This window comes from Rhodococcus sp. MT28 (genome assembly GCF_058792695.1).
Genome location: NZ_JBXAFD010000006.1, coordinates 103137 through 128075, shown reverse-complemented (window position 1 = coordinate 128075; position 24939 = coordinate 103137). Strand labels below are relative to the sequence as shown.

Below are 24939 nucleotides of genomic sequence, written 5' to 3'. Positions count from 1 at the left end.
GGGGTACAAGACTACTGGGCCGTGTCCACCGCGTTTGTTGCTGGTAGCACCGCGGCAACCGCGAGCACGATTCCCGACAGCAGGTACAGCCCGACCCGAACGTGATTCCACATAGTCCAACCCGCCTCGTACGACGCCCATGCGGCTGCGTCGGTAGCGCTGACCGAGGCAAAAGCGTCGTTGCGAGGGACGTGGTAGGACGCGGTCACCGCGAAGGACGCGAGCACCCCGACGCAACCGACGACAGCAAGGACCCAGCCGTCCGGTCTGGAGATCGATGCCCAGATTCCAGCGGCGATCGCGGTGAGCGCCGATCCGACCAGCGGCAGCATCAACGCACTACGCGGCGCTTCGACGTTGATCGCCTGCATCGACGTGATCGCGGTATGTGCATCCACCGACCGCAGGGCGGGCATCACGAAGGAAGAGAAGGCAAACAACGCACCACCGGCGACGAGCGCGCCGAGTGCAGTCACGCCGAGCAGCAGCTCCAAGAAAATCTCGGATTTCTTCACGACCAGACCCCCGTTCGGGCAGCCTCGGCGGCAAAAGTGGTGAAATCTCGAGCGGGTCGTTCCAGGACCTCTTCGACGACACCGGTCACACTTTGATTTCGTCCGTCGAGAACCTCGGCAAACAGGTACCTGAGTAACTCCACGACGTCACTCGGGACGCCGACCTCCGCCATGCCGTCGGAAAACTGTTTGAGTCCAATTCTTTCGAATGTCACGAGACGACCCGACGCCGTCGAAATCGCATCAACCGCCGCCGCGAAAGTGAGCAACTCCGGACCTGTCACCTCGAGAACTCGGCCGAGGAGGTCGGTTCGAGTCAATGCGGCCACCGCAACGTCGGCGAGATCGTCGACGTCGATGAACGGCTCCCCCACCTCACCGACCGGAAGTGCCAGGTGGCCTTCCCGAATCGGATCGAGTAGGTACCCCTCACTGAAGTTCTGGGCAAACCAACTGGCCCGCACCACAGCCCATTCCAGACCGCTGTCGGCGAGAACCTGCTCGGCTTTCTGCGCCGCCGGTTCACCGCGCCCGGACAGGAGCACCATGCGACGAACCCCTTCGCGGTACGCAAGCTCCGCGAACTCCTCGATGTGGGCGCTCGATTCCGGAACAGCCAGATCTGGCGCATACGTCACATATGCCACGTCGACGCCGGACACTGCTGGCTGCCACGTCGTCTGATCGTTCCAGTCGAAACGCGTCCCGGATGTTCTCGACGCGATTCGGGTACGGATTCCCACCGCCGTCAGCCTCTGCGCAACGCGCGCACCGGTCTTACCGGTACCACCGATCACTACTGCCGATTGAATGTCGCTTGTTGTCGTCATGCACTCATTCGACCGCGGAGCATCAATACGATCCATAGCCGAAGGTCGCAAAAACATACGCCAGCGTCTACGGTCGAAGCATGGATGCATTGTCGATGATGCTGGCGGGATCGCGGGCGGAGGGCGCTTTTCTACTGCGCTCGCTGCTCGATCCACCGTGGTCATTACGTATCGAGGACCACGCACCGATCACCGTGCTGGTTCTGGTTCGAGGCAGCGCGGTCGTCGTCTCCGACACCGGACAGACAGAAGATCTCGAGGCCGGCGACGTTGCACTCCTGCGCGGCCCCGATCCCTACACGGTCGCCGATCACCCGGACACCCCGGTCCACGTACTCATCGACGAGGCACAAAACTGCGCTGCGGTCGACGGATCACCACTCGAGGACATGTCAGTTCACGGCATTCGCACCTGGGGCAACTCGACCAGTGGTCAGACCGTCATGCTCACGGGCACATACCGTTTGGACTCCTATGTCAGCCGTCAGATCCTCGACAGCCTGACACCCGTCGCGGTAGTACGACGCAGCATCGAAACCGCGCCGATGACAAACCTTCTGGAACAACAGATCGCCGCCGACGGGCCAGGGCAGGAAGTGTTGTTGGACAGGCTCCTTGACCTGGTCCTGATATCGGCGGTCCGTACGTGGTTCGCCGAGAACCCGAATCGATCACCGCGTTGGATCAAGGCCTACGAGGATCCCGTCATCGGGCATGCCTTGCGGCTCATACACAATCGGCCGGAGCACCCCTGGACGGTCGCGAGCCTGGCCCAGGAGTCCGGCAGTTCACGAGCGGCCTTCGCGCGCAGGTTCACCAGCCTCATGGGGCTCGGACCTGTCGGCTATCTGACCGAGTGGCGACTGTCCGTGGCGGCGGATCTACTCGCAGACCCGGCACGAACGGTGTCGTCGATCGCGCGAGAAGTGGGCTACTCGAGCCCCTTTGCCCTCACAACCGCGTTCACCCGTCATCACGGAATGAGCCCGAAGATGTACCGCCAGACCCGCTGTGCGCCTTTATTAACCGCCCGCGGTGAAGAAAGGCGCACAGCAAATACCTCAATGAGCCGAAACCGCCGCCAACTCGCGGGAGCAATGACGAACTCCGCTGAGCGCACCGAGCAGGCCGGCGGCCTTGATCGCCTGGTACCCGCCCACGAGATCGGTGGCCTTGTGCAGACCCAACTGCTGCAACGACGCTGCGGCCAGGCTCGAGGTGTAACCCTCGGAGCAGACGATCACCCACTCGACGTCGTGGTCGGTGGCCAACGCGAGGTGTGCGCTGCTGGTGGGGTCAAGGCGCCATTCGAGCACGTTCCGCTCGATCGCGAGTGCACCGGGGAGAGTTCCCTCGATGGCGCGCTGCGCCTGCGGGCGAATGTCGACGAAGATCGCGCCGCGGTGGAAGGCTTCGGTGAGCTGGAAGACGTACATACGATCGATCTGTGCGCGAGCGTCGTCGAGCATTTGGTCGATGGTCATTTGGTGCCCCCCCTCGGGCAGGTCGGTCAGCTCGGTACGGGTGCGGCGAAGTGTCCGGTGATCCGTCACTTCGTAGAAGGACATTGCCGTCAGCGGCGGCGAGTAGGCGTGAACGCTCAGAGTCGGTGCATCAGAGCTGATTTCGATCGGAGCACCGGGAGCATCCGTCGAACGCACGACATCGTGAACCCATCCGAGCGGGAACGAAGCCTGATCGCCGGCGTCGAGCTGGCGTTCCACCAGGGCGTCACCGGCCCAACGGAATTCGGTGAGCGAACCACTGAGGACGGTCAAGGCGCCGAACGAGCCTGCGTGGTCGTGCAATTCGGTGTTGCGTTCGGGCACCCAACTGATGAGCCACACATCGACGTCGTCGTCCGCGTGCAAGCGGGTGGACCAACGGTCGAGCGTCGGGAAGGTATCGGGGATGAGGTGATCGAAACGGCCGTCGAGCACGCCGTTTGCTCCCTCGTCGGTCAGCCGCAGCAGATCGGCCGGGCGAAGGCGGGTAGGCAACGACGCACCACTCGGACGGCGTCCGGACGCCCCACGATTAGCGCTACGACCTGCGGAAACAGCACGATCAGCAGCGAGAGTCGGGGTCAAATCAGAGAGATCTGCAGAATATGTGGATAGCACGAGCTAGCTCCAAGGAATGTGAATTGGTCAAGGCAGCGGTCAGCCTCGACAACACTCCTGAGCACCCATGCAGCGATTCACGAGCACCATTGTGGCATAACTTTTGCAATCGCGAAACCGCTGGAACGAAACCATCGATCAGGCGACGGGTCGTCGACCGGATCCACGACGCGCCTGATTGCGCTCGAAGACCAACCTCAGCCCCTCGAGGGTGAGGTCCCGTTCGAGGTGATCGATGGTGTCGGACTCGGGAATGATCAGCGGTGCGCTGTCCCCGGTCGCGATCACGGAGACGTCGTCACCACCGAACTCCGGTAGTTCGTCGCGGACGCGGTTGACCAATCCGTCGACGAGGCCCGCAAAGCCGAATACCGCACCGGACTGCATGCATTCGACGGTATTCTTGCCGACCACCGAACGCGGGCGCACCAATTCGACCTTGCGCAGCGCAGCGGACTGCGACGCCAAGGCATCGGTCGAGATCTCGAGTCCGGGCGCGATGCAGCCGCCCAGAAACTCACCCTTGGCGGAAACGACGTCGACACAGGTCGACGTACCGAAGTCCACGACAATGCATGGCCCCTCGTAAAGATGGTGAGCGGCAAGGCTGTTGACGATCCGGTCGGCTCCCACCTCTTTGGGGTTGTCCACCAGCAGTGGCACTCCGGTGCGAATACCCGGTTCGACCACCACATGGGGAACGTGACCCCAGTACCGCTCGAGCATCACACGGATTTCACGCAAGACGGACGGCACTGTCGACAGCGCCGCAACGCCGGTGATCTGATCGACATGAGAACCCAACAGCCCACGGAAGGTCAACGCCAACTCGTCGGCAGTCATCCGAGGATCGGTTCGCATTCGCCAGTCCTGCAACAGCTTCGAATACTCACCAGTCCCGGAGAACAGACCGAGAACGATGTTGGTGTTCCGGACGTCGACCGTGAGCAGCATGGATTACACCAGGCTGGATTCGCGCGAGGCCTCGAGCGTCGACAGCATGCGTGGGGTGATCAGACCCGAACCCTCCGGCGCGTGAGCCGGGTCGGAACCGAGTTCGATCTGCTTGTTGTCGGCATCGACGAAGACTACGCGCGGGGAGTACTCCTTGACTTCCTGCTCGTTCATCACGCCGTAGGCGATGAGGATGACCAGGTCGCCTGGCTTGACCAGATGCGCTGCCGCACCATTGATTCCGATGACACCGGTTCCGCGCTCGCCGGCAATGACATACGTCTCGAGACGCGCACCGTTGTCGATGTCGACGATGCACACCTGTTCGCCTTCGAGGAGGTCTGCGGCGTCCATCAGATCCTGGTCGACGGTGACGGAGCCGACGTAATGCAGGTCGGCGTGAGTCACGGTGGCGCGGTGGATCTTCGACTTCATCATCGTGCGAAACATATCCAGGTCCTTACTCGTGAAAAGTGCTCAGTGAGACAGCAGGTCGTCGATGGCGTCGGCGGATGGGTCGGTGTCACGCTCGAGGAAGCCGGTTCCCACCGCGACACCGACGTTGTCGATCAAACGGGTGGTTCCGAGCTTGGCGGCCACCAACAGTCGGCCGTCACCTCGCTCGGGCGCGGGGCCCAGATCGACGCCCCGAACCTCGAGGTAGTCGACCTCGATTTCCGGAACAGCTGCCAGAACAGCGCGTGCGGTTTCCAGGATTGCTTCCGCTCCCCCAGCCGCCGCGTGTGCACCGGCGATCAGAGCGGCGGACAGCGCGACCGCTGCCGCGCGCTGGTTCTCGTCGAGGTAGCGATTGCGAGAGGACAACGCGAGGCCGTCGAACTCGCGAACCGTCGGAACTCCGATGATCTGTACATCGAAGTTGAGATCCCACACCATCTGACGGATGAGCGTCAGCTGCTGGTAGTCCTTCTCACCGAAGTACGCGTGATTGGGTGCCGCGATCTGCAGCAGCTTCGCCACTACCGTCAGCATTCCCGCGAAGTGAGTGGGGCGCGCTCCGCCTTCGAGTTCGCTACCCAACGGGCCCGGCACGATGGTGGTGCGCTGACCACGCGGGTACATCGTCTTGGCGCTCGGCGCGAACACCAATTCGACGCCCTCGGCGCGCAACAGGTCGAGATCCGCATCGAGAGTGCGCGGGTACGCGTCCAGATCTTCGCCGGCACCGAACTGGAGCGGGTTCACGAAGATGGAAACGATCACGACGGCGCCGGTGACCTTGGCCTGACGAACCAGTTCGATGTGGCCGGCATGCAGCGCACCCATCGTCGGAACGAGCGCCACCTGACGCCCGACACCTCGCAGTGCCCGCGAGACGCGCCGAAGCTTGTCCGGATCGTGGTGCACCGTCAGTTCGCCGCGCTTGTATCCGCCCTGCAGATCACTCACGACGGTCACCTCCCGTTTCAGTCAAGATGTCGAACAATTCGGTGGGGGCGCCCACCCGCTGGGCCGATCGCAAGGACATCGCCCGATAGCCGGCAGCGAGCTCCGGATCCAGGTCTGTCAGTACGCGCAAATGTGTGTCGACAGCAGCAGCGTCGCCGCGTGCCACCGGGCCGGTCAACGCCGAGGGACCGCGTCGTAGCGCGTTGTCCAAGGCCGCCGACAGCAGCGGCTGCAGGACTCGCTCGGCCACTCCACCCGGATCGCCGTCGACCAACTGCTGACCGAGCAGCTCGTCACCTTGCAACGACGCTCGCAGGGCCTCGACGGCGTCGACCACGAGCGTGACCAGGTGATTACTGCCGTGAGCCAGTGCGGCGTGGTAGAGCGCGCGGTTCTCCTCGCGCACTCGGACGGGCTCGCCGCCGATCTCGAGGACCAGTGACTGCGCGATCGCGTAACCGATGTCGTCGGCAGCGGTGATTCCGAAGCATGCCGACGACAGCCGTGCGGTGTCCTCGTCGTGACCGGTGAACGTCATCGCCGGATGGATAGCCAGGGGTAGTGCGCCCAGTTCGGTGAGTGGAGTCAGGATCGCGATCCCGTTGGCACCGGACGTATGGGCGACGAGCGTGCCCGGCTTGACGGCATGGGTGGCCGCCAGACCTCGAACAAGATCCGCAAGTTGATCGTCAGGAACGGCGAGAATCAGCAACTCGGAACGAGCTGCGACGTCGGCGGCCGGAAGAATTTCGGTATCGGGAAGCCGCTTCACAGCGCGGGCAACCGAGGCGCTGGAGACGGCGGAGCAAGCGCTGACAACATGACCGGCTCGCTCCAATGCGGCACCGACAGCTGTTCCGACCCTGCCTGCGGAGACAATTCCTACCGTCAATCGCGCAGGTGCAGGTCCATTAGTGATCCCGAAGGAAGTCACCGGATTCCTCTCGTTCGTTCCAGTCCCGCTCGGCGGGTACCAGACGTTCTGCGTCCGAGGATATCCTTCGCCCGAACCGTCATGCCATGGCCGGGCGAGTGATCTGCGACTCAGTCCTCTCGGCGACGGCGTCGACCGGAGCCTTCGGACGGGCTGTTCGAACTCAGGTTTGCCATGATTTCGGCGACGGTCAATCCGTTGGAATGAGCACCACTGGCGGCATCTTCCGGGGCAGCACGGCGACGACGTCGCGGCTCCGCGTCAGGCTCCGCAGCGGATTCGGGTTCAGCTTCCGCGACAGCTTCGGGAACAACCGCGGGAACAACCTCGGGCACCTCTTCGACGACAGCGTCTTCGATGACGGCATCTTCGATGTTCGGGGCCTGGGCGGGAGCCTTGACTTCAGGCTCGACCGGCGCGACCGGCTCCGAATCCTTCTTCACCGGAACGTCTTTCACCGTTCGTGTCGGCGAGGAACTCACCGGAGAACTCGGCGCTAGGTTCCCGCTCTGGGGCTTCTGTGTCTCTTGTGGCTTCTGCGTCTCTCGAGACTTCTGGGTCGGGATGACGCGCGGCGCCACGAAGCTGCTGTCACGCCACGACGTCTCCGCGAACACGACGGTTGTCTCAGCAGTCACCGGATCGTCGTTGGGCGAAGCCAAGCCGCCGACGTTCGGTGCCGGTTGGCTGGGTCCGCTCTGGCCGGCGCCGGGAACATACAACCCCGACGGTGCCGGCTGGTACGCGCCGTACGAACTACCGCCAAGTTCCGGTACTCGCGTGGAATCGGTCTTGAGCGCGGTCTGTTCGGGCAGCAGTCCACCTTCGAACAGTGCTTCGAGGTTTCGGCGCAGCGCCACCAATTCGGCGCGCAGCCCGGCCAGTTCCTCCGCGTCCGCGGTCACCTCACGTCGCACGCGACCTTCGACGCTCAGTTCGTACTCACGTCGAGCAGAAATTTCACGTTCGAGCTGCAGTTCGTACACGGTCTGCAGATCGGCAACCTTGGCTTTGTCCAGTGCCGACTCACGCCGATACTTGGTCATGGCGATAGCGCCGAGGGTGGCTGCCCACAGAGCGACGACCAGACCCACCCGAAGAAGCTGAACGCTGTTGCTGAAAATCAGAAACAGCGAAGCAATGACAGCAAGTGCCAGAAGAGCAGCAATGATCATCTGGCTCGCGCTGCGCTTGCTTCGGCGCGCAGACTTCGATCGACCAGAATTTGTCATGGTTGCCAGGGTACTTGCCGAGACCGGGGTCGCCACGTACCTCGGTGGGTGATTTGCCGACCAGGCTGTCAGTGCGCAGGCTCGTCAGGTGTATCTTCCGGCGTCTTGCAACAATGTTCGAGCCACAGAGCTGCCGCTACCAGCGCAATTGCGGCGCCCAACCCCACCCACGCGCCCGGCGTGTCGGAGGCTGCAGCCTGCAGAACCGAGCGCTGTGGGATGAGATACACCAGCACTCCGACCCAGACACCGACGGTAGCTGAACCGACCAAAGCGGATGCTTTGGCCAATGCCAGCGCTCGGGCGGCGGTGATCGGATGAAGCTGTCTGAGCCCGTCGCCGACCTGCCGGTTCTTGACGCGTGAACGAATGACAAAAGCGAAGACGGCCTCGGCAACGGCGACGAAGTAGAGCGACGCTCCCGCATAAACGGGGATGGGCGGCATCGAACCGTAGAACACGCGAATCAGAATCCAGGTGGCCACGGCCGCCACTGCGGCGAGTACCGCGAGTTCACTGATCCGGGTCGGCTTCAAACCCTTGTCTTTTTCGGTCACCGCGCAAGCACCACATCGGTAGTGCGGACACCTTCGCGCTCAGTGCGATCGAGGCCGTCGAGAATTTGTGCCACCGGCAACTTCTGGCCGTCGACGATCAGCGTCGCGTCAGGCTCGACGTCCAGCCAGGGAACGAGAACGAATGCCCGAAGATGCGCGCGCGGATGCGGAAGTGTGAGCACGGGATCGGAACTGACGACGCCTTCGCAGTCGACTACGTCCACGTCCAGGCTCCGTGGCCCCCACCGCTGTTCGCGCACCCGGTCTGCGGCTTCCTCGAGAGCTTGCGAGCGGCGAAGCCATTCAGCGGCATCGGCTTCGGGATCGTCGACCACCACCACCGCGTTGTAGAAATCCTGCTGCTCGACGCCACCCCACGGCGCGGTCGAGTAGACCGGTGAGACAGCAACGACGGCGCTGCCCAACCCGTCGACAACGGACTGCAGGTGAGCCACGCTGTCGCCGATGTTGGAACCGATCGACAGAACAGCGCGCGTCATGCCGATCGGGTCCGATGCGCGACGACGGCGACGTCCGCAAAAACCAGCGGAATCGGTGCCGACGGTTTGTGGACAACAACCTCGACGCTCTCGACTCGCGAATCTTTCATGACGTCGTCGGCGATCTCCGCGGCGACGGTCTCGATGAGATCGCGCGACGGGCCGGCGACTATCGCTGCGGCGGCTTCCGCCAACTCGCCGTAGTGCAGGGTCTGCGTCAGGTCGTCCGACGCCGCGGCGGGAGCCAAGTCCATCCACACGGTGATGTCGATGAAGAAGTCCTGACCGTCACGCTTCTCGTGGTCGAACACTCCGTGATTGCCGCGAACCTTCAGTCCGCGCAATTCGATTCGGTCCCCCATGTCAGGCCCTTTCTCGTCCACGGTTCCAGGCGTCGACCACGGCAATGGCGTCGAGCGAAGCTTGTGCGTCGTGCACCCGAACTCCCCAGGCGCCTTCGCGCGCTGCAAGGGCGGAGACCACGGCCGTCGCAGTCTCGCGGCCACCAGGTGGACGCGGATTGCCGTCGGGATCGCTGAGCAGAGACCCGAGGAACCGCTTTCGGGAAGCGCCGACCAGTACCGGGAATCCGGTCGCGTTGAACTCGGGTAGTGCACGCAACAGTGCCCAGTTGTGGTCGGCGTTCTTAGCGAACCCGAGGCCGGGGTCGAGGATGATCGACGACGAATCGACCCCCGCCTTCAACGCCAGATCGACCTGCGACAGCAGTTCGTCACGGACATCGCGGACCACGTCGTCGTAGTGATCGGCGCTGCCACGATGGACATAGTCACCGGCCGAGCGCCAATGCATGAGGATCCAGGGCACTCCGGCGTCGGCCACAACGGAGGCCATGTCGGGGTCTGCGCGACCGCCCGATACGTCGTTGACGATGCCTGCGCCCGCTTCGATCGCGGCGGCGGCAACGGAAGCACGCATCGTGTCGACGCTGACGCGAATTCCGGCTGCCACCAGTTCTTCGATCACCGGGGCAATTCGGTCCGCCTCGAGTTTCGGATCGACGCGGGTGGCTCCGGGACGCGTCGACTCGCCGCCGGCGTCGACGATGTCGACGCCGATGCGTTGCAGTTCGAGTCCGCGAGCGATCGCCGCGTCACGATCGAGAAATTGACCACCGTCGGAAAACGAATCGGCGGTGACGTTCAGAATCCCCATCACGACCATCCGGGCCGGATCGCTGCCTGCAACGGGAGCCGCGGACATCTTGCTCACTTACGCAGGATGAGGTCCAGCGCTTCGGACCGCGAGGCCGCGCTGGATTGCAGGAGCCCACGAACCGCAGACGTGGTCGTGCTGGCTCCGGGCTTGCGGATACCGCGCATCGCCATGCACAGATGCTCGGCTTCGATGACGACGATGGCTCCACGCGGGTCGAGCTTGCGCATCAAAGCATCCGCGATCTGACTGGTCAGGCGTTCTTGAACCTGCGGACGCTTGGCGTACAGGTCGACGACGCGCGCGAGCTTCGACAAACCGGTGACCTTGCCCGACTTTCCCGGGATGTAGCCAACGTGAGCAACACCGTGGAAGGACACCAGGTGGTGCTCGCACGTCGAGAACATCGGAATGTCTCGCACAAGCACCAACTCCTGGTGACCCTCGTCGAAAGTTGTGTTCAACGCGTCGTCAGGTTCGGAGTACAGACCCGCGAAGATCTCCTTGTACGAGCGCGCAACCCGGGCCGGCGTATCGAGCAGGCCTGGGCGCTCCGGATCTTCCCCGACCGCGATCAACAATTCCCGTACGGCAGCCTCTGCTCGCGCCTGATCGAACGGGCGGCCCGTTCCGAGCGACACCAGTTCACTGGCCACATCATTCACCGACAACCGAACTCTCCTCGAGAATTGTTCACAGGTCCCCCGCCGCAGAGCCTAGTGGCGCAAGGTCAGCGAGATCCGTCCGGTCCGTCCCAGCGAACGGTGCTCGGTCCCTCGTCCTCAGCCGAATGATGCGGCGGAGGAGTTTGCGGCTGTTCCGGTGCGGGGCTCTGCCACTGGTTTTCACCCGACGGGTTTCCCCGGTTCGGATCGGCGAAGGGTCCACTGTCCGGGTACTGCACCGGGTAATCGGGCTGCGCGGGGTAACGGCGGCCGGGATGCGGCTGCTCCGGGTACGCCTGCTGCCCCGGGTGCGGCTGGCCGTACTGCCCCTGATCGGGCTGCTGGGGCTGACCGTGTTGGGGCTGACCGTACTGGCCCTGCGACTGGTTCGGCGGGGTCGGATTCTGTCCACCGGTGTACCCACCCGACTGCTGTCCGGGGTACGTCGGCGACGGGTTCTCACGCGGAGGCCAACCCGGTGCCGACCATCCGGCGGGCGCTCCGTAGTCGGGTGTTCCCGGTTGCGGAGTCTGCTGCGGAGCACTCGGCTGCGGGTACGAAGGCTGTGCGTAGCCGTTCGAGGGTCCCTGGTTGCCGTTGTTGGGGAGACCACCGTTGGGGGCACCGCTGTTGGGGGCACCGCTGTTGGGTGCACCTGCCTTGACGAGAACAGGTGCGGCAGCGGGCTCCGGCCAGGTTTCGCCGCGCTCGATCGCGAGTTCGCGAGGAGTCTTCACCGGCGGACGATCCGAAGGCGTGCGCCCACCGAAATCGTTGAAAGCCGTGATGCGCGGACGCTTTTCGACGCCGGCAAGGATCTTCTCGAGGTCCTTGCGAGTCAACGTCTCACGCTCGAGCAGTTCGGTAGCGATGAGGTCGAGCGCATCGCGGTACTCGTTGAGGATTGCCCACGCTTCGGTGTGCGCTGCCTCGATGAGGTTGCGCACCTCTTCGTCGATTTCACGGGCGATCTCGTGTGAGTAGTCGGACTGAACGCCCATCGAACGGCCGAGGAACGGATCCCCGCCCTCCTGTCCGTAGCGAACCGCGCCGAGCTTGGCACTCATGCCGTATTCGGTGACCATCGCGCGGGCGATCTTGGTCGCCATGTCGATATCGGACGACGCTCCGGTGGTGGGCTCGTGGAACACCAACTCCTCGGCGGCGCGTCCACCCATTGCCATGACGAGACGAGCGATCATCTCCGAACGCGTCATCAAACCCTTGTCGTCCTCTGGCACGGTCATCGCGTGGCCACCCGTGCGACCGCGAGCGAGGATCGTGACCTTGTAGACCGGCTCGATGTCAGGCATTGCCCAAGCAGCCAGCGTGTGACCGCCCTCGTGGTACGCCGTGATCTTCTTCTCGTGCTCGCTGATGATGCGACTCTTACGCCGCGGTCCACCGACAACACGGTCCACCGATTCCTCGAGCGAGGCTTCGGTGATGACGGTTCCGTTTTCGCGTGCGGTGAGCAGCGCAGCCTCGTTGATGACGTTGGCGAGATCGGCACCCGACATTCCGACGGTCCGCTTGGCGAGACCTTCGAGGTCGGCGTTGGGATCGATCGGCTTGCCCTGCGAGTGCACGCGCAGGATCGCGCGGCGACCGGCGAGGTCGGGGGCGCCGACCGGAATCTGGCGATCGAAGCGTCCCGGACGCAGCAGTGCGGGGTCGAGGATGTCGGGGCGGTTGGTTGCGGCGATCAAGATGATGCCGGTGCGATCACCGAAGCCGTCCATCTCGACGAGCAACTGGTTGAGTGTCTGCTCGCGCTCGTCGTGTCCGCCGCCCAGGCCTGCGCCGCGCTGACGACCGACGGCGTCGATCTCGTCGACGAAGATGATGCAGGGGCTGTTCTGCTTGGCCTGCTCGAACATGTCGCGAACACGCGAAGCACCGACACCGACGAACATCTCGACGAAGTCAGAACCGGAGATGGTGAAGAACGGGACGCCGGCTTCGCCTGCGACAGCGCGAGCGAGCAGCGTCTTACCGGTTCCGGGAGGGCCGTACAGCAGCACACCGCGCGGAATCTTGGCGCCGAGCGCCTGGTAGCGAGCCGGGTTCTGCAGGAAGTCCTTGATCTCGTACAGCTCTTCGACAGCCTCGTCCGCACCGGCGACGTCGGCGAACGTGGTTTTCGGCATGTCCTTGGTGAGCTGCTTGGCCTTCGACTTACCGAATCCCATGACTCCGCCGCGACCACCGCCGCCCTGCATCCGGTTCATGACGAAGAAGAAGATGCCGAACAGAATGATCATCGGCAGCACGAACAGAAGGATCGACGTCAGCCAGCTCTCCTGAGTGACCGTCGTGTTGAACTTGTCCGCACCGGCGCCTTCGACCTTGTCGAAGATCTGCTCCGACGCACTCGCGGGGTACTTCGCCAGGATCTGCGTCTTACCGTCGGTGGCGTCGTTGCCGTTCTTGAGCCACAGACGCACCTGCTGCTCACGGTCGTCGATCTGCGCCGACTCAACGTTCTTGGCGTCGAGTTGGGAGATCGCGACCGAGGTGTCGACGGTCTTGAAGTCGCGGGTGTCGTTGCTGAAGTAGCTGAAGGCATAGATCACCAACAGCACGACGGCTACGAGTAGCACGTTACGGAACACAGTCTTACGGTTCATACAGGTCGGCCGATGTGGCCGGTCCTTTCGAGAGTGCGGGTCTGCCAGGTCGCCTTCCGGCTGCCAACCGGACACCTGCAGGTTACCGCGATCGGCCCCATCGATGCCCGCCAGCGGCCGTGCCGCTTGGTTGGAACGGTCGTCACTGTGTTCAACGTGCGCATTGCCGATCAGGTTCCCGGGCTACGTCGCAGCACAGTTTCCTGTGAGCGAACATGCTCATAGTGGTTATCGTGCGTTTTTCCGACGCTTGTCCGTCGTTATTCGTCAGGCCGTGTCGGAGAGGATTCCCGCAACAGCGTCAGCGGCGCCCGATTGGTCACCGTCGATGATGCGGTGAGCGAGATGATCGAGTCGCGCAGACAGTCGAGCCGAGGATTCGGGCACGTCCGCCTGCTGGGCGATGGTCTCGTCGAGATCAGCCAGTAAGCCGCCACCGGCCAGGTGCCTGACGCAGCGCCATGTCTCGGCGAAGTTTCTCTCGGTCCCGTCGTCGGTCAGCATCGCGACCCGAAGCGCAGCGTTGGGATTCGACGCCGCCGCCCGAGCCAGGCCGGCCATGATCGCCTCCCTGGCGGCAGTCAGTTCGTCGACGGTTCGGTCCTGTAGCCGCACTCCCGAGTCCGCAGAGCGGCCCGCGTCGGGCGTCGGAGCTTCACGAATCACTGCACCGTTACCGTGCTGGATTTCGACTCGGCCTCGGATCTCGAGGGCAACGAGCGCTTGAGCCAGCGACGCGCGACTCACGCCGAGTTCGGCAGCCAGGCTGCGTTCGGGAGGAAGCCGATCGCCGGGCGAAAGGCCTTGAGCCTCGATGAAATTCGAAATGTGCTCGGCCAACTGCTCATACAGACGCGGACGCTTCAATCGTCCGGGCAGGCCCGAGCGCGAGCCGGGCGATGACGTCGAATTCATGCCTCGGAGTGTACTTGACAAATGGAGCAGTGGCAGAGAGGCTAGGCCAATTCCAAGTGATGCAGACCACAAGCTGGTCGCGAACGGATTGAGAGTTCGATGGCAAATGTCATAGCCCTGTCAGTACTTGTCCTGGTGTTCGTCATATCCACCGTGAGGTCGGTGAACATGGGTGCGCTCGCCCTGGTGGCTGCCTTCGTCGTCGGAACACTGGTCTTCACCGTCGATACCAGCGAGATCCTCGACGGCTTCCCGGCCAGCCTCTTCGTCATCCTGGTCGGCGTCACCTACCTGTTCGCGCTGGCCAGAAACAACGGCACGGTCGACTGGATCATTCACGCGGCAGTCCGCGCGGTCAGAGGACGAGTGGCCCTCGTGCCGTGGGCGATGTTCGCGGTGTGCGCAGCCGTGACCGCCATGGGCGCGGTCAGTCCCGCTGCCGTCGCCATCATCGCGCCGGTGGCAATGGGCTTCGCCACCCGCTACCGGATCCACCCCATGCTGATGGGCTTCATGGTCGTCCAGGGCGCAACGGCGGGCAGCTTCTCCCCTATCGGAATCTTCGGCGTGATCACCAACGACGTCATGCGTCAGAACGGCCTCCCGTCGAGCCCGGCCTTGCTGTTCGTCTCGACCTTCGCGGCCGCGGCCGTTGTTGCTGCCATCGCGTACGTCTCGTTCGGCGGACGCGCGTTGATTGCGCGCGGCGCCTCCGAACGCGTGCTCGTCAACGCAGTCGGCAATGCGTCTGGCGGTGGCGACACCATCACCGGTTCGGGTTCCAGCGACAGCTCGAAGGGTGGCGGCAAGTCCTCGGGTGGGGCCGCTCCGCACGAGGGAGCGCTCAATCTCGAGCGGCGACTCACCCTGCTCGGACTGGCGTCGCTTGCACTCGGCGCCTTGGTGTTCGACCTCGACGTCGGATTCACCGCACTGACCGTCGCGGTACTTCTCACCCTGATCTTCCCGGCCTCCGCCCGCGGCGCCGTCGACAAGATCAGCTGGGGCACCGTGCTCCTCATCGGCGGAATCGTCACGTACGTCGCTCTTCTGCAGAACCAGAACACCGTCCAGTGGCTCGGGGATTCTGTTGCACACGTGGGGATTCCACTTCTCGCGGCGTTCTTGATCTGTCTGATCGGCGCGATCGTGTCGGCGTTTGCATCCACCACGGGAATCCTCGGCGCACTCATCCCTTTGGCAATTCCATTCCTCATGACCGGTCAGGTCAATGCAACCGGTCTGGTCATCGCGCTGGCAATCTCCTCGTCTCTGGTCGATTGCAGTCCGTTCTCGACCAATGGCGCGCTGGTGGTCGCGAACGCCGCTCCGGAAGAACGCGACGTGGTGTTCGGGCTGACGATGCGGTGGGGCATGACCATCATGGTGGTGACGCCGATTCTCGCCTGGCTGATGTTCGTTGTTCCCTGGTCCGTCTGAATCTTCGCTCAAAGAAAGGGAACTCGCGATGAACAGCGAATCCACACTTCTGCGCTCCCTCGACCCCCGCATCTTCGACGACCACGGAGCGGCGGTCAGTTTCGGCGAAGGCGCAACCCTCTCTCGCGCCGACTTGTTTGCCGCCGCCACCGCGGTCGCCGATCGAATCCACGGTGCACAGCGAGTGGCAGTACAAGCCGCCGCCCGCCTCGAGACAGTGGTCGCCGTCGCCGGCGCGCTGATCGCCGGTGTTGCCGTGGTCCCGATCCCACCGGACTCCGGCCCGCTCGAACGTCAGCACATCATCGCCGATTCCCAGGCCGAACTGATACTCGGAGACGGACCGTCGGATTCGAGTATCCCGTTGATTCCCATCGATATTCACGCGCGATCTGCGACGTCCTATCCCGAACCGAGCGCGGCAGCTACCGCACTGATCATGTACACCTCAGGAACCACCGGAGCTCCGAAAGGCGTTGTCCTCTCGCGAGCATCGATCGCTGCGGATCTCGACGCGCTCGCTCATGTGTGGAATTGGACGCCAGAGGACACACTCGTCCACGGACTGCCCCTCTTCCACGTCCACGGGTTGATTCTCGGCGTGTTGGGCGCCTTGCGCGTGGGTTCGCCGCTGATTCATACCGTCAGACCAACTCCGGATTCGTATGCCGCAGCGGGTGGCTCGTTGTACTTCGGTGTTCCGACCGTCTGGTCACGCGTGTGCGGTGAGCCCTCGGCGGCAGCAGCATTGCGATCCGCGCGCTTGCTCGTGTCCGGAAGTGCACCACTTCCGGTTCCATTGTTCGAGCGGATGAAATCGCTGACCGGGTTGGCTCCCGTCGAGCGCTACGGAATGAGTGAAACCCTCATCACCGTCAGCACGACGCACGACGGCGAACGTCGCCCGGGTTGGGTCGGGCACGCCGTTCCGGGAGTCAGGACGAGGTTGCGCGGCGAGAACGGCGAATTGTCGGCGCACGACGGAGAGCAGCTTGGGCAACTGGAAGTTGCGGGCGCCGTTCTCTTCGACGGGTACCTCGGGAACCCCTCGAAGACAGCGGAATCCATGACCGAAGACGGCTGGTTCCGCACCGGCGACATCGCGGTGATCGACGACAGCGGATTCCACCGCATCGTAGGTCGCGAGTCGGTCGACATGATCAAGTCCGGTGGATACCGCATCGGTGCCGGCGAGGTGGAACAGGCACTTCTGGCATACCCCGGCGTTCGCGAGGCCGCCGTCGTCGGTGTGCCGGACGACGATCTCGGACAGCGCATAGTCGCGTTCATCGTCGGCGACGTAGCCGACTGCGCTGTGGTTTCGGACTTCGTCGCCGAATCACTGTCGATCCACAAGCGCCCACGCCAGGTTTGTCTGGTGGACAGCTTGCCTCGCAACGCTATGGGCAAAGTCCAGAAGAAGCTGCTGACGCTCTGAGGCTGGACCTGTAGCAGCCACCGACGAACCCAGTGGCTGCTACGTGCTCATTTGCGGTGCGAGTCAGCTCGGACTAAGCGGCCAGGGCGGGAAAGACGACAACCGATCCATCACGCCGTCTTGCGATCTCGATCGCCACGTCGGATTCGTTGTCCGACATTGCGACCCCATCTCCCAGCTCCCGCAACAGGTATGCGGTCCGCAGCATCTTGTCGACTTCACTCGACTTGAACACAAAATCACGAACACCGTGGGATCGGTCAAGCCTCAGCTCGGAAAGTCCCATGAGCAGTGACGCGATGCCCGACTCCAACTTCGCGACACGCTGCTGATCGCTCTTCAACGCGCGAGTGAAGCTCTCGAAAGGGTTGGCTTCGTCCATCTGAGCGTGCTCCACAGCTTGAAGGACGATCACACGCTTCTTGAGCGCGATAGCGAGTGCGGCAAGCTCGAGGTGGGCGCGGAACTCGCCACCGTCCTCGTCGATTCCGGTGAACGCTTTTCGCAGAGTATCGAGCTCGACGCGACCGGTCTTCAATGGGTCGAGTCCCTGCTGCCATTTCTTCAGTCGCCCTTCGGCATCCGCCATACCGACACTGATCGCGTGTACGGCGGAGTCCAGTCCAACTGACGCGCCGATGCGTCCCTGATCGAGCAGAATCGCAGTCGCAGTGTCGATCGCGCCCCGACATCCGTTCAGGGAGTTACGTTCCTTTTGCAACGCGTCATCGTGGAGCTTCTCAAGTAACTTGGTGATGTTCTCGATTGCGAGTTCACGCTTGTGGTCGGCGTGGGCGCTGACACCAACCGCGACTGCCATCAACACCAGGGGAGCCGCGACTGTCAGTGCACCCGCACTGGCTGCTGCAAGACCTGCCGTCGCGGCGGACCCGCCAGCGGCACCAACCGCGGCTGCCTGTCCTGCAACAGGCACGAACGAGGCCTGCGCAGCAATCCCCGAAGATCCGATAAGCGCACTGTGCACGCCACCCGCCGCCGCCTTGGACGTCATCGGTTTCACCAGCCCACTGCCAACTTGCGCGGCGACTTTTGCCGGGACAACCATGCGGTACAACGTCTCGCCACTCGCGACCGCTGAACTCGACGAAGCTTTGGATGTCTGGCTGATCAGCTGCGACAGATGGGTAGCCAGTGGACTCGCACTATCCGGGAGATCCCTCGATCGAGGTCGATCGACTTCGGAAGCGGATGCGCCTCGAGTGTTGCGATCGGGGTCTCGGCCAACACCGCCAGGACTGTCCGCAACTCCGCCAGTCGGTCGGGCGTCATGGTTCCCTCGTCCGGAATAGCGGGCACCTCCGCCTGCTTTGTAGCAAGCGTCCACACCGGAATTACATTGTCATTGTCGACCACATCGAGCCTTCCTCGGTTACGTCGCGCTCACGCTATCCGGTCACTCAGATATTAGGATGCGTACACGGTATGCGGCTGGGATGGACCAGTGCCGCCAACGTTCCCCCACGCCAAGACTGCAGTGCTGGTACAACCATCTCGTGGACACACTGCTCGCACCAACATGTCATGAGGTGTGCTCATGACCTCAGCGCTCACGGGCTTCACGGTCCCCCAGTTCTCAGAGTTCGATCCTCCGGTCGCAGGAGAAGGGAGCCTGGACCCAATGGGTCTCGGCGCCATTTCGGAAAAGTTGTCTGACAAACTGGTTCCCGACTTCCGCGCGCGAATGACTCGGTTTCGCCTGATGACAGCCATGGCCGTCGGCAGTATCGTCTGTGACGATTTCGAATCCACACGTGCCGCAGACGGCGTGACAACACCCCAAATCGCATTCGAATGGATAGTTCTGGAGGCGTTTGCGCGAAGTTCTAAAAGTGCACTGCGTGGCGTCCCCGGGATGCAGAAAGCACGGGCGGTGGTCGGGCGCCGAGATCGCCTGTCTGCGAACTCGTACCTCAAAGGTCCGTCGGTGTTCGGTTTTCACGGCGTGTACAAGCCGCTCGCGAAAACGCTCGACATCGTTACTTCGAGCTTGACGGCGGGGTCGCAGCAAACAGCATTGGTGTCGATGTGGGAACGCGAAGCCAACCTTCCTGGCTTCGTCGATGAGACCGCAGGAACGGACGGTGGCGAACTACGTCGCGACCTGCGCAACGCCCTACGTCGAAGCTTCGAGTCATCTCGCTGCGATGTTGCTCCTACTGGTAGGACAGTCGGCACACTTGCGCAGGCATTAGATCCCGACGGCCCGGGAGCAGGTGAACGCAGCTTACTCCGGGGCCTGTCCGAAGAACGCCACCCGCTACGCAGTGAACTCGCGCGCTTGCTGGAACCTTCACTCGACGACGAAACCCTGACGGAAAGCGATGTGATTTCGGAGATTGTTCGCGCTTCGTCGCCCGCACTTCGCGAGACGATCAACGCCGTCATCGCATACGAGAACTTTGCGCGCTACCTCGACACTTGCTTCCGTACGGTGTGCCACGTTTCGTATTCGCTGGGCACGACGCCATTGAAAGCCGACGCGTTGAAGCACGATCCGACCTTCGTCCGCGCAGCAGGAAATCTCCCGGCTCTCCACAAGCGCGCGTTCGAGACGCTCTCCGCGACAACGGGTACAGTTGAATTCGATGCGCGTTTCACCGGTTTCGCCGACGAACACACACCCGCCGATCTGGCCCAACTGGTTCTGAATCATCATGGCGCGATACAAGCGTCGAAGCCGCCACTGGGCAAGCGGCCATGGTTCGAGCCGTACAAGAACGGCTGGTTGGTGCGGCCCGGATACGAGGAACGAACCCGGCCATCGCTCGACGGACCATTCATTCATCCCATCCGAATAAACGCATTGCGTCGATTCTTACGAGATACCGCCGTATGACCACAAAAATGCTCGACCACTGGTCCGCGCCAGCAGGCAGCGGATCTGCAGTGGCATGTCTGGCAACAACATTCACATTCGACCCTCAGTTCTTCACGGATGATTGCCTTAGCAGATTTCTTGCGCTATCTGCGGTAACCGGCGAGGGGGACAAGATCAGCTCGATTGCCGCAACCTTCGAAGAGGAGCTTCGACTTAATGAAACCGCGGCCATCTCAGTCCTGGTCGATCGAGGCACTCGCACCGACAGACGCAATCTTCGATGGGACCTGATACCGGTTTCGACGGGCAATGGCCTACTACATGCCAAAGTCGTAATACTCATATGGGAACGCCATGCGCGCATCGTCGTCGGCTCGGCAAACCTCACCCCTGCGGGCTACCGAGAAAAGATCGAGGCGGCGCTTGCATTCGACATCACCCAAGGCTGCCAGATACCACGCCCAGTCCTTCTCGGCATAGTGAGCGAACTGCGCAGCTACCTTGAATTGTTGCCTGGTGCAGCTAGTTCGACGACGGATCGGGCAACGGACACGCTCAACCGCATCACCAGCCGCATCGAGCAACATTCCCCTGCCTTGCCGACAGAAACCGCAGTGCACCTCGCGGTCGCGCCTTCAGCTCCCGGTTCTTCCCCACTCGACGGTTACAAGGCTGTGTGGCGAACATCGAAGAAACCACTGCGGGCATCCGTACTGTCACCCTTCTGGGATGCCGCAACGAGCACGACGGCATTGACCTCGGTTCGATCGCTACTCACCGGCCAGCCGAAGACTGCGCGAAGCGTGACCGCTGTCGTCGGCCTTGATCGTGTGGGTGCGGTAATGGCACCGGTTGAGCTCGCCTCACAAGTGGATCGAGTGCGAGCACTGGCGCCACTCGATGCCGAGCAACGCACCTTGCATGCCAAGGCACTTGTGTTGGAGAACGACGAGTGGGTCGCGGCACTCATAGGATCATCGAACGCAACCACGGCCGGTTGGGGGCTCGCAACGACCCATGGCCACCGAGAACTCAATGTGTGGGTCGGCGCCCCGCGTACGTCGCCCACAGGTCGAGCTTTGCGCGCACTGGTCAGTACACAGAAATCCGTCGACTTGAATGCCATCGAAACGGTGAACACTGATGACGACGACAGCAACCTTCCTTCACTTCCGCTCTTCTTCTCTTGGTGCACAATCGAGCTGACGTCGAATTCCGCACAGTTGGTGCTTTCGTTCGATCGAACGGAGCAAGAGCCGGACTCGTGGTCTGTGCACGCACTTGGCCTCGAGTGCGCTGTGGACCAAGAGTTGTGGCGGAAGCAATTGCAACCTGAACAACTTTTTGTGACGGTAGACAGAACCGCAGTACCTTCATTCCTCGACGTCGGTTGGACGGCTGACGGAACCCCGGTATCAGCCCAATGGGTAGCGAACGTCGACGACACGAGCAAGCTGCCGATTCCCGCAGAACTTGAGGACCTTCCTGTGCAACTCTTACTGGACGCCCTCGGATCGACCCGTCCGCTCCCAGCTGCGGTGGAGCATGAACTCCGGCGAATCGAAGCTCGAAAGCTGGCGGGTACGGATGCAACCGACGCCCTACGCCGATTCGATTCGAGCGGTCTACTGCTGCATCGCACACGCGCGCGGTCTGCAGCCCTCTGGGCGTTGCGTGAGCGACTCGGCACACGTGCTGCTTCGCTCGAGGTATTGCGAAATCGCCTGTTCGGTGTGGTCGGGCCAGTCGAGATCGGTAGGCTCCTCGTACTTGACCAGACAGCTCTCGATGGGGGTTCGTCGGGCACAGGGACCGCAGCACCCGCCGAGACTCATTTCCTTCTCGCTGAGATCGCACTGACGGTCGGGACCGTCGACTGGAAATGCGCTCTCCAATCTTTGGATCGCGCTGTCGCACAGAGTGTTCTCGCCGAGGCACTTTCGAAGATCGAGGACAGACAACGATCCCTGAATTCCGATGAATTGGAGAGTGACATGCTCGAATACGTTGCCGACGCATTCAAGGAGGCACGGCGCTCATGTGGACTTTGAGCCCGGACATCGACCTCTCGAACGACAACCTCCCCACAGCAGACTCGACGCGCCAGCAGAAAACCGCTGAGGAGATTCTTCGTAGATTCGCGAATCAGCCGGGTCTGGTACTTGCCGACGAAGTCGGCATGGGGAAAACATTTGTGGCACTGGCAGTCGCAGCATCGGTCGTTCGAGCAACCGGCCACCGGCATCCGGTCGTGGTGATGGTGCCACCATCCGTCGCCGAGAAATGGCCTCGAGAGTGGAATGTCTTCGCCGAAAAGTGCTTGCCGGACGCGTCGGACATTCGTGTCTCGGGAGCCATTCGACACGGAATCGAGTTCTTGAAGCTTCTCGATGATCCACCAGAACGCCGACGTCACATCATCTTTCTGACGCACGGAGCCTTGACAAGAACGACAAATGATCCGTTCGTCCGACTCGCACTACTTCGACGTGCGGGCCGCAGAAGAGCTGAATTACAGAGGCGACGGCCGGCGATCGCTCGGCATGCATCATTCCTCCTCTCAGACAAACGCTTCCGCGACGAAGCCCTTGTTACGCGCCTTCTCGAAACGCCCGAGAGCAACTGGATGGACTTGTGGAACAAGCACTCGGGGGCTGCACCATTGGATGACGACCCGGTTCCCGCCGCGTTTGTCGATGCCATCGACAATGACATCCTCGAACCACTCCGCGATGCACTCACACTGCTACCAATGAAGCAATCGATCAATTTCGACGATCGGTTGTCCGGAGCCAAGAAAGCTTTGACGACGGCGATGCGCGGCGCTTGGGCTGACGGGCTTCGCCAACTCGATGTCACCCTCCCATTGCTCGTGTTGGACGAAGCCCATCACGTCAAGAACGACAACGCCACATCCGGTTTGTTCGCGAACGAAGAGGCCCAAGGAGATGCCGAAGCACTCCGGGGCCCACTCGGCGGAATGTTCGAGCGCATGTTGTTCCTGACTGCAACCCCGTTCCAGCTCGGACATCACGAATTACTCAGTGTACTAAGGCGGTTCGACGGTATTCGATGGCCGAACCCCGTCGACCGCGTCGCGTTCGAAGACTCGATCAGCGAACTCGGTGATGCATTGGACACTGCGCGATCAGCCGCCCAACGGTTCGAGCAGCGTTGGACAGCCATTGACCCCGTACAGGATTCCAGTTTGAAATCGCTTTCGAGCTTCGACAATGCCGACATCGAGAGTTTGAGTCGTTCGGCCCGTGCCGCTGTAACAAGCGGGATCGATGCGCGTAAGGCCAAAGACTGCGCCGCAGAGGCATTGCGCCCGTGGGTCATCCGCCATCTGAAGTCCAACGACACCGAACGTCGTCGCTATCGTGCCGGTGCGGCGGTCCTCGACAGTAGGGCCGGCGATCTCGGGTTGCCGATCGACGGCGCCGCGGCTTTGCCGTTCCTGCTTGCAGGTCGCGCAGATGCTGTCGCACGGCTGTCTGGCGACTCGACAGGCTCCACCCGATCGCTCTTCTCTTACGGGATAGCATCATCGTTCGAGGCCTATCGCAGAACTCGATCAAATGGGGCGGCAGATATCGACGATGTCGAGGGCGCAAAGCGCACCGCGCCCACGACAGGCCCCGTCAAGTGGTATCTGGATCGTATCGAACAACAACTCCCCGACAATCCAGAGAGCCTCGCGCGCCACCCGAAAATTGCTGCCACAGTGGAGCTTACACTCCGTTTATGGGACGAGGGCCACAAGGTCCTGATCTTCTGTTTCTACCGAGAAACCGGGCGCGCACTTCGGTTGCACATCGCACGAGCACTACAGAAGCGCATAACCGAGCGAGCAGCGGGCGCACTGTTCGTCGATGCCACTGATCCGACAGCAGTCGGCGAAGCCGTCAATCGATTGCGCAATCGCCTGTTACGTAGCGATTCCTCTGGAAACAAACGCATTCGAGATACTGTCGAGGAATGGGCCGACCTTCTCGATAAAGAATCTCGATACCAACTCGGCGAAGTAGTCGTGAGATTTCTTCGCACGGATTCCTTCCTCGTTCGGTTCACGCCCATTTCCCCTTCGATGACCGTCGAAGAACTGATGAAGGGACTCGAAACAGCTCCTCCGGGTGGCATTCCACTACGAAAGCGTATCGAGTCATTTGCCGAGTTTCTTTCCAAGAGAACCCCGGAGGACCGCGAACGCATTCTGAATATTCTGCTGACAACGCGAACCGGCGACATCACAGTCGACGAATCCGCGGACGACGAAATCGATCCAGCAGAGCACTCACCCCTTCACACCACGGTTGCACCCAATGTGCGGCTCGCGAATGGTGAAGTAGCTCAAAAGACTCGACAAAGGCTCATGGCATCATTCAACTCCCCGTTCTTCCCCGATGTGCTCATCGCCAGTTCCGTGATGTCTGAGGGTGTGGATTTGCACGTTGCCTGCCGACATGTCATTCACCACGACTTGGACTGGAACCCCGCGACGCTCGAACAACGAACGGGTCGCCTGGATCGACTCGGCTCGGCCGCGCAACTGGCGGGCGAACCTTTGATCGTGTACGAGCCATACCTCGGCGGCACCCACGATGAACGTATGTATCGAGTGGTCAAAGATCGAGATCGTTGGTTCGGCGTCGTCATGGGAGATACGCGTACTGCGGACAATGCAGAAACGGGTGGTGTGGAAACTAGGGTGCCTCTTCCGTTGTCACTGGTACGTGAACTCACAATGGACTTGGCAGTCACGGAGTCATCCCACTGAC

Annotated in this window: 22 protein-coding genes and 2 pseudogenes; 6 read left to right on the top strand and 18 right to left on the bottom strand. The window is 62.2% G+C overall.

Annotation, left to right across the window (positions count from 1 at the left end; genetic code table 11):
• Positions 1-11: 11 nt before the first annotated feature.
• Together AC1Q6C_RS23090 and AC1Q6C_RS23085 are read right to left on the bottom strand one after the other, a co-directional pair.
• Positions 12-515 carry an anthrone oxygenase family protein gene (locus AC1Q6C_RS23090; protein ID WP_208722009.1) on the bottom strand — a complete coding sequence of 168 codons (504 nt, stop codon included), beginning with the start codon at positions 513-515 and terminating at the stop codon, positions 12-14.
• Positions 512-1345, bottom strand: a complete 834-nt coding sequence (locus AC1Q6C_RS23085; protein ID WP_083055974.1) for an NAD(P)H-binding protein — start codon at positions 1343-1345, stop codon at positions 512-514. Before AC1Q6C_RS23085 ends, AC1Q6C_RS23090 begins: the two co-directional genes overlap by 4 nt.
• An 80-nt stretch (positions 1346-1425) precedes the next feature.
• Here AC1Q6C_RS23085 and AC1Q6C_RS23080 point away from each other — a divergent pair.
• A pseudogene (locus AC1Q6C_RS23080) lies at positions 1426-2382 on the top strand (AraC family transcriptional regulator); the annotation flags it as partial.
• A 24-nt stretch (positions 2383-2406) separates the two neighbouring features.
• Here the strand turns inward: AC1Q6C_RS23080 and AC1Q6C_RS23075 are convergent.
• The 14 genes and pseudogenes from AC1Q6C_RS23075 to AC1Q6C_RS23010 form a co-directional block, all read right to left on the bottom strand.
• A complete protein-coding gene (locus AC1Q6C_RS23075; RefSeq protein WP_003945445.1) occupies positions 2407-2829 on the bottom strand; it encodes a rhodanese-like domain-containing protein in 423 nt (140 codons plus the stop codon).
• 9 nt (positions 2830-2838) lie between these two features.
• A pseudogene (locus AC1Q6C_RS23070) lies at positions 2839-3345 on the bottom strand (cysteine dioxygenase); the annotation flags it as partial.
• Positions 3346-3606: 261 nt separating this feature from the next.
• Positions 3607-4422, bottom strand: a complete 816-nt coding sequence (locus AC1Q6C_RS23065) for a type III pantothenate kinase (RefSeq protein WP_007726991.1) — start codon at positions 4420-4422, stop codon at positions 3607-3609.
• Between the two features lie 3 nt (positions 4423-4425).
• The gene (gene panD / locus AC1Q6C_RS23060; protein ID WP_003945761.1) at positions 4426-4872 is read right to left on the bottom strand and encodes an aspartate 1-decarboxylase; all 447 of its coding nucleotides are present in this window, start codon (positions 4870-4872) and stop codon (positions 4426-4428) included.
• 27 nt (positions 4873-4899) lie between these two features.
• Positions 4900-5832, bottom strand: a complete 933-nt coding sequence (gene panC, locus AC1Q6C_RS23055; RefSeq protein WP_003945953.1) for a pantoate--beta-alanine ligase — start codon at positions 5830-5832, stop codon at positions 4900-4902.
• Positions 5825-6766 carry a Rossmann-like and DUF2520 domain-containing protein gene (locus AC1Q6C_RS23050; RefSeq protein WP_003945822.1) on the bottom strand — a complete coding sequence of 314 codons (942 nt, stop codon included), beginning with the start codon at positions 6764-6766 and terminating at the stop codon, positions 5825-5827. Before AC1Q6C_RS23050 ends, panC begins: the two co-directional genes overlap by 8 nt.
• Positions 6767-6876: 110 nt before the next feature.
• Positions 6877-7998 (bottom strand): DUF6779 domain-containing protein, encoded by a 1122-nt coding sequence (locus AC1Q6C_RS23045; RefSeq protein WP_193777147.1) that lies wholly within the window; start codon positions 7996-7998, stop codon positions 6877-6879.
• A 68-nt stretch (positions 7999-8066) separates the two neighbouring features.
• Complete coding sequence (locus AC1Q6C_RS23040; protein WP_153213529.1) at positions 8067-8534, bottom strand: DUF3180 domain-containing protein; 468 nt, start codon at positions 8532-8534, stop codon at positions 8067-8069.
• 17 nt (positions 8535-8551) lie between these two features.
• Positions 8552-9055 carry a 2-amino-4-hydroxy-6-hydroxymethyldihydropteridine diphosphokinase gene (gene folK, locus AC1Q6C_RS23035; RefSeq protein WP_003945848.1) on the bottom strand — a complete coding sequence of 168 codons (504 nt, stop codon included), beginning with the start codon at positions 9053-9055 and terminating at the stop codon, positions 8552-8554.
• Positions 9052-9417, bottom strand: a complete 366-nt coding sequence (gene folB / locus AC1Q6C_RS23030) for a dihydroneopterin aldolase (RefSeq protein WP_003945780.1) — start codon at positions 9415-9417, stop codon at positions 9052-9054. The genes folK and folB overlap by 4 nt, the downstream gene beginning before the upstream one ends.
• Position 9418: 1 nt before the next feature.
• A complete protein-coding gene (gene folP / locus AC1Q6C_RS23025; RefSeq protein WP_492666863.1) occupies positions 9419-10279 on the bottom strand; it encodes a dihydropteroate synthase in 861 nt (286 codons plus the stop codon).
• Between the two features lie 5 nt (positions 10280-10284).
• Positions 10285-10902 (bottom strand): GTP cyclohydrolase I FolE, encoded by a 618-nt coding sequence (folE, locus tag AC1Q6C_RS23020; protein ID WP_019746783.1) that lies wholly within the window; start codon positions 10900-10902, stop codon positions 10285-10287.
• Positions 10903-10961: 59 nt separating this feature from the next.
• Positions 10962-13526 (bottom strand): ATP-dependent zinc metalloprotease FtsH, encoded by a 2565-nt coding sequence (gene ftsH / locus AC1Q6C_RS23015; protein ID WP_230359473.1) that lies wholly within the window; start codon positions 13524-13526, stop codon positions 10962-10964.
• Between the two features lie 267 nt (positions 13527-13793).
• On the bottom strand, positions 13794-14441 hold the full coding sequence (locus AC1Q6C_RS23010) for a FadR/GntR family transcriptional regulator (protein ID WP_492666830.1): 648 nt from the start codon (positions 14439-14441) through the stop codon (positions 13794-13796).
• Positions 14442-14540: 99 nt separating this feature from the next.
• Here AC1Q6C_RS23010 and AC1Q6C_RS23005 point away from each other — a divergent pair, with 99 nt between their 5' ends.
• Together AC1Q6C_RS23005 and AC1Q6C_RS23000 are read left to right on the top strand one after the other, a co-directional pair.
• Complete coding sequence (locus AC1Q6C_RS23005; RefSeq protein ID WP_064111369.1) at positions 14541-15881, top strand: SLC13 family permease; 1341 nt, start codon at positions 14541-14543, stop codon at positions 15879-15881.
• Between the two features lie 28 nt (positions 15882-15909).
• Positions 15910-17319: an acyl-CoA synthetase gene (locus AC1Q6C_RS23000; RefSeq protein ID WP_492666829.1), complete on the top strand. Its 1410-nt coding sequence runs from the start codon at positions 15910-15912 to the stop codon at positions 17317-17319.
• A gap of 73 nt (positions 17320-17392) precedes the next feature.
• Here the strand turns inward: AC1Q6C_RS23000 and AC1Q6C_RS22995 are convergent, their stop codons facing one another.
• Both AC1Q6C_RS22995 and AC1Q6C_RS22990 read right to left on the bottom strand, forming a co-directional pair.
• On the bottom strand, positions 17393-18331 hold the full coding sequence (locus tag AC1Q6C_RS22995) for a hypothetical protein (RefSeq protein WP_492666828.1): 939 nt from the start codon (positions 18329-18331) through the stop codon (positions 17393-17395).
• 116 nt (positions 18332-18447) lie between these two features.
• Positions 18448-18693: a hypothetical protein gene (locus AC1Q6C_RS22990; RefSeq protein WP_492666827.1), complete on the bottom strand. Its 246-nt coding sequence runs from the start codon at positions 18691-18693 to the stop codon at positions 18448-18450.
• Between the two features lie 181 nt (positions 18694-18874).
• Between AC1Q6C_RS22990 and AC1Q6C_RS22985 the strand changes: the two genes are divergently transcribed.
• Genes AC1Q6C_RS22985 through AC1Q6C_RS22975 form a run of 3 tightly spaced genes read left to right on the top strand, consistent with a single transcriptional unit; the run spans position 18875 to position 24938 of the window.
• A complete protein-coding gene (locus AC1Q6C_RS22985; RefSeq protein WP_156511694.1) occupies positions 18875-20176 on the top strand; it encodes a hypothetical protein in 1302 nt (433 codons plus the stop codon).
• The gene (locus AC1Q6C_RS22980; RefSeq protein ID WP_492666826.1) at positions 20173-22209 is read left to right on the top strand and encodes a phospholipase D-like domain-containing protein; all 2037 of its coding nucleotides are present in this window, start codon (positions 20173-20175) and stop codon (positions 22207-22209) included. Before AC1Q6C_RS22985 ends, AC1Q6C_RS22980 begins: the two co-directional genes overlap by 4 nt.
• A complete protein-coding gene (locus AC1Q6C_RS22975) occupies positions 22197-24938 on the top strand; it encodes a DEAD/DEAH box helicase (protein ID WP_063315070.1) in 2742 nt (913 codons plus the stop codon). The genes AC1Q6C_RS22980 and AC1Q6C_RS22975 overlap by 13 nt, the downstream gene beginning before the upstream one ends.
• Position 24939 lies beyond the last annotated feature (1 nt).

Coding starts and splice junctions, on each gene's coding strand:
- AC1Q6C_RS22980 (WP_492666826.1), top strand. CDS start 20,173: ATGACCACAAAAATGCTCGACCACTGGTCCGCGCCAGCAGGCAGCGGA.
- AC1Q6C_RS23085 (WP_083055974.1), bottom strand. CDS start 1,345: ATGACGACAACAAGCGACATTCAATCGGCAGTAGTGATCGGTGGTACC.
- AC1Q6C_RS23005 (WP_064111369.1), top strand. CDS start 14,541: ATGGCAAATGTCATAGCCCTGTCAGTACTTGTCCTGGTGTTCGTCATA.
- AC1Q6C_RS23065 (WP_007726991.1), bottom strand. CDS start 4,422: ATGCTGCTCACGGTCGACGTCCGGAACACCAACATCGTTCTCGGTCTG.
- panD (WP_003945761.1), bottom strand. CDS start 4,872: ATGTTTCGCACGATGATGAAGTCGAAGATCCACCGCGCCACCGTGACT.
- AC1Q6C_RS23045 (WP_193777147.1), bottom strand. CDS start 7,998: ATGACAAATTCTGGTCGATCGAAGTCTGCGCGCCGAAGCAAGCGCAGC.
- ftsH (WP_230359473.1), bottom strand. CDS start 13,526: ATGAACCGTAAGACTGTGTTCCGTAACGTGCTACTCGTAGCCGTCGTG.
- AC1Q6C_RS22985 (WP_156511694.1), top strand. CDS start 18,875: ATGACCTCAGCGCTCACGGGCTTCACGGTCCCCCAGTTCTCAGAGTTC.
- AC1Q6C_RS22995 (WP_492666828.1), bottom strand. CDS start 18,331: ATGACGTCCAAGGCGGCGGCGGGTGGCGTGCACAGTGCGCTTATCGGA.
- AC1Q6C_RS23010 (WP_492666830.1), bottom strand. CDS start 14,441: ATGAATTCGACGTCATCGCCCGGCTCGCGCTCGGGCCTGCCCGGACGA.
- folP (WP_492666863.1), bottom strand. CDS start 10,279: ATGTCCGCGGCTCCCGTTGCAGGCAGCGATCCGGCCCGGATGGTCGTG.
- folB (WP_003945780.1), bottom strand. CDS start 9,417: ATGGGGGACCGAATCGAATTGCGCGGACTGAAGGTTCGCGGCAATCAC.
- AC1Q6C_RS23000 (WP_492666829.1), top strand. CDS start 15,910: ATGAACAGCGAATCCACACTTCTGCGCTCCCTCGACCCCCGCATCTTC.
- AC1Q6C_RS22975 (WP_063315070.1), top strand. CDS start 22,197: ATGTGGACTTTGAGCCCGGACATCGACCTCTCGAACGACAACCTCCCC.
- folK (WP_003945848.1), bottom strand. CDS start 9,055: ATGACGCGCGCTGTTCTGTCGATCGGTTCCAACATCGGCGACAGCGTG.
- AC1Q6C_RS23075 (WP_003945445.1), bottom strand. CDS start 2,829: ATGACCATCGACCAAATGCTCGACGACGCTCGCGCACAGATCGATCGT.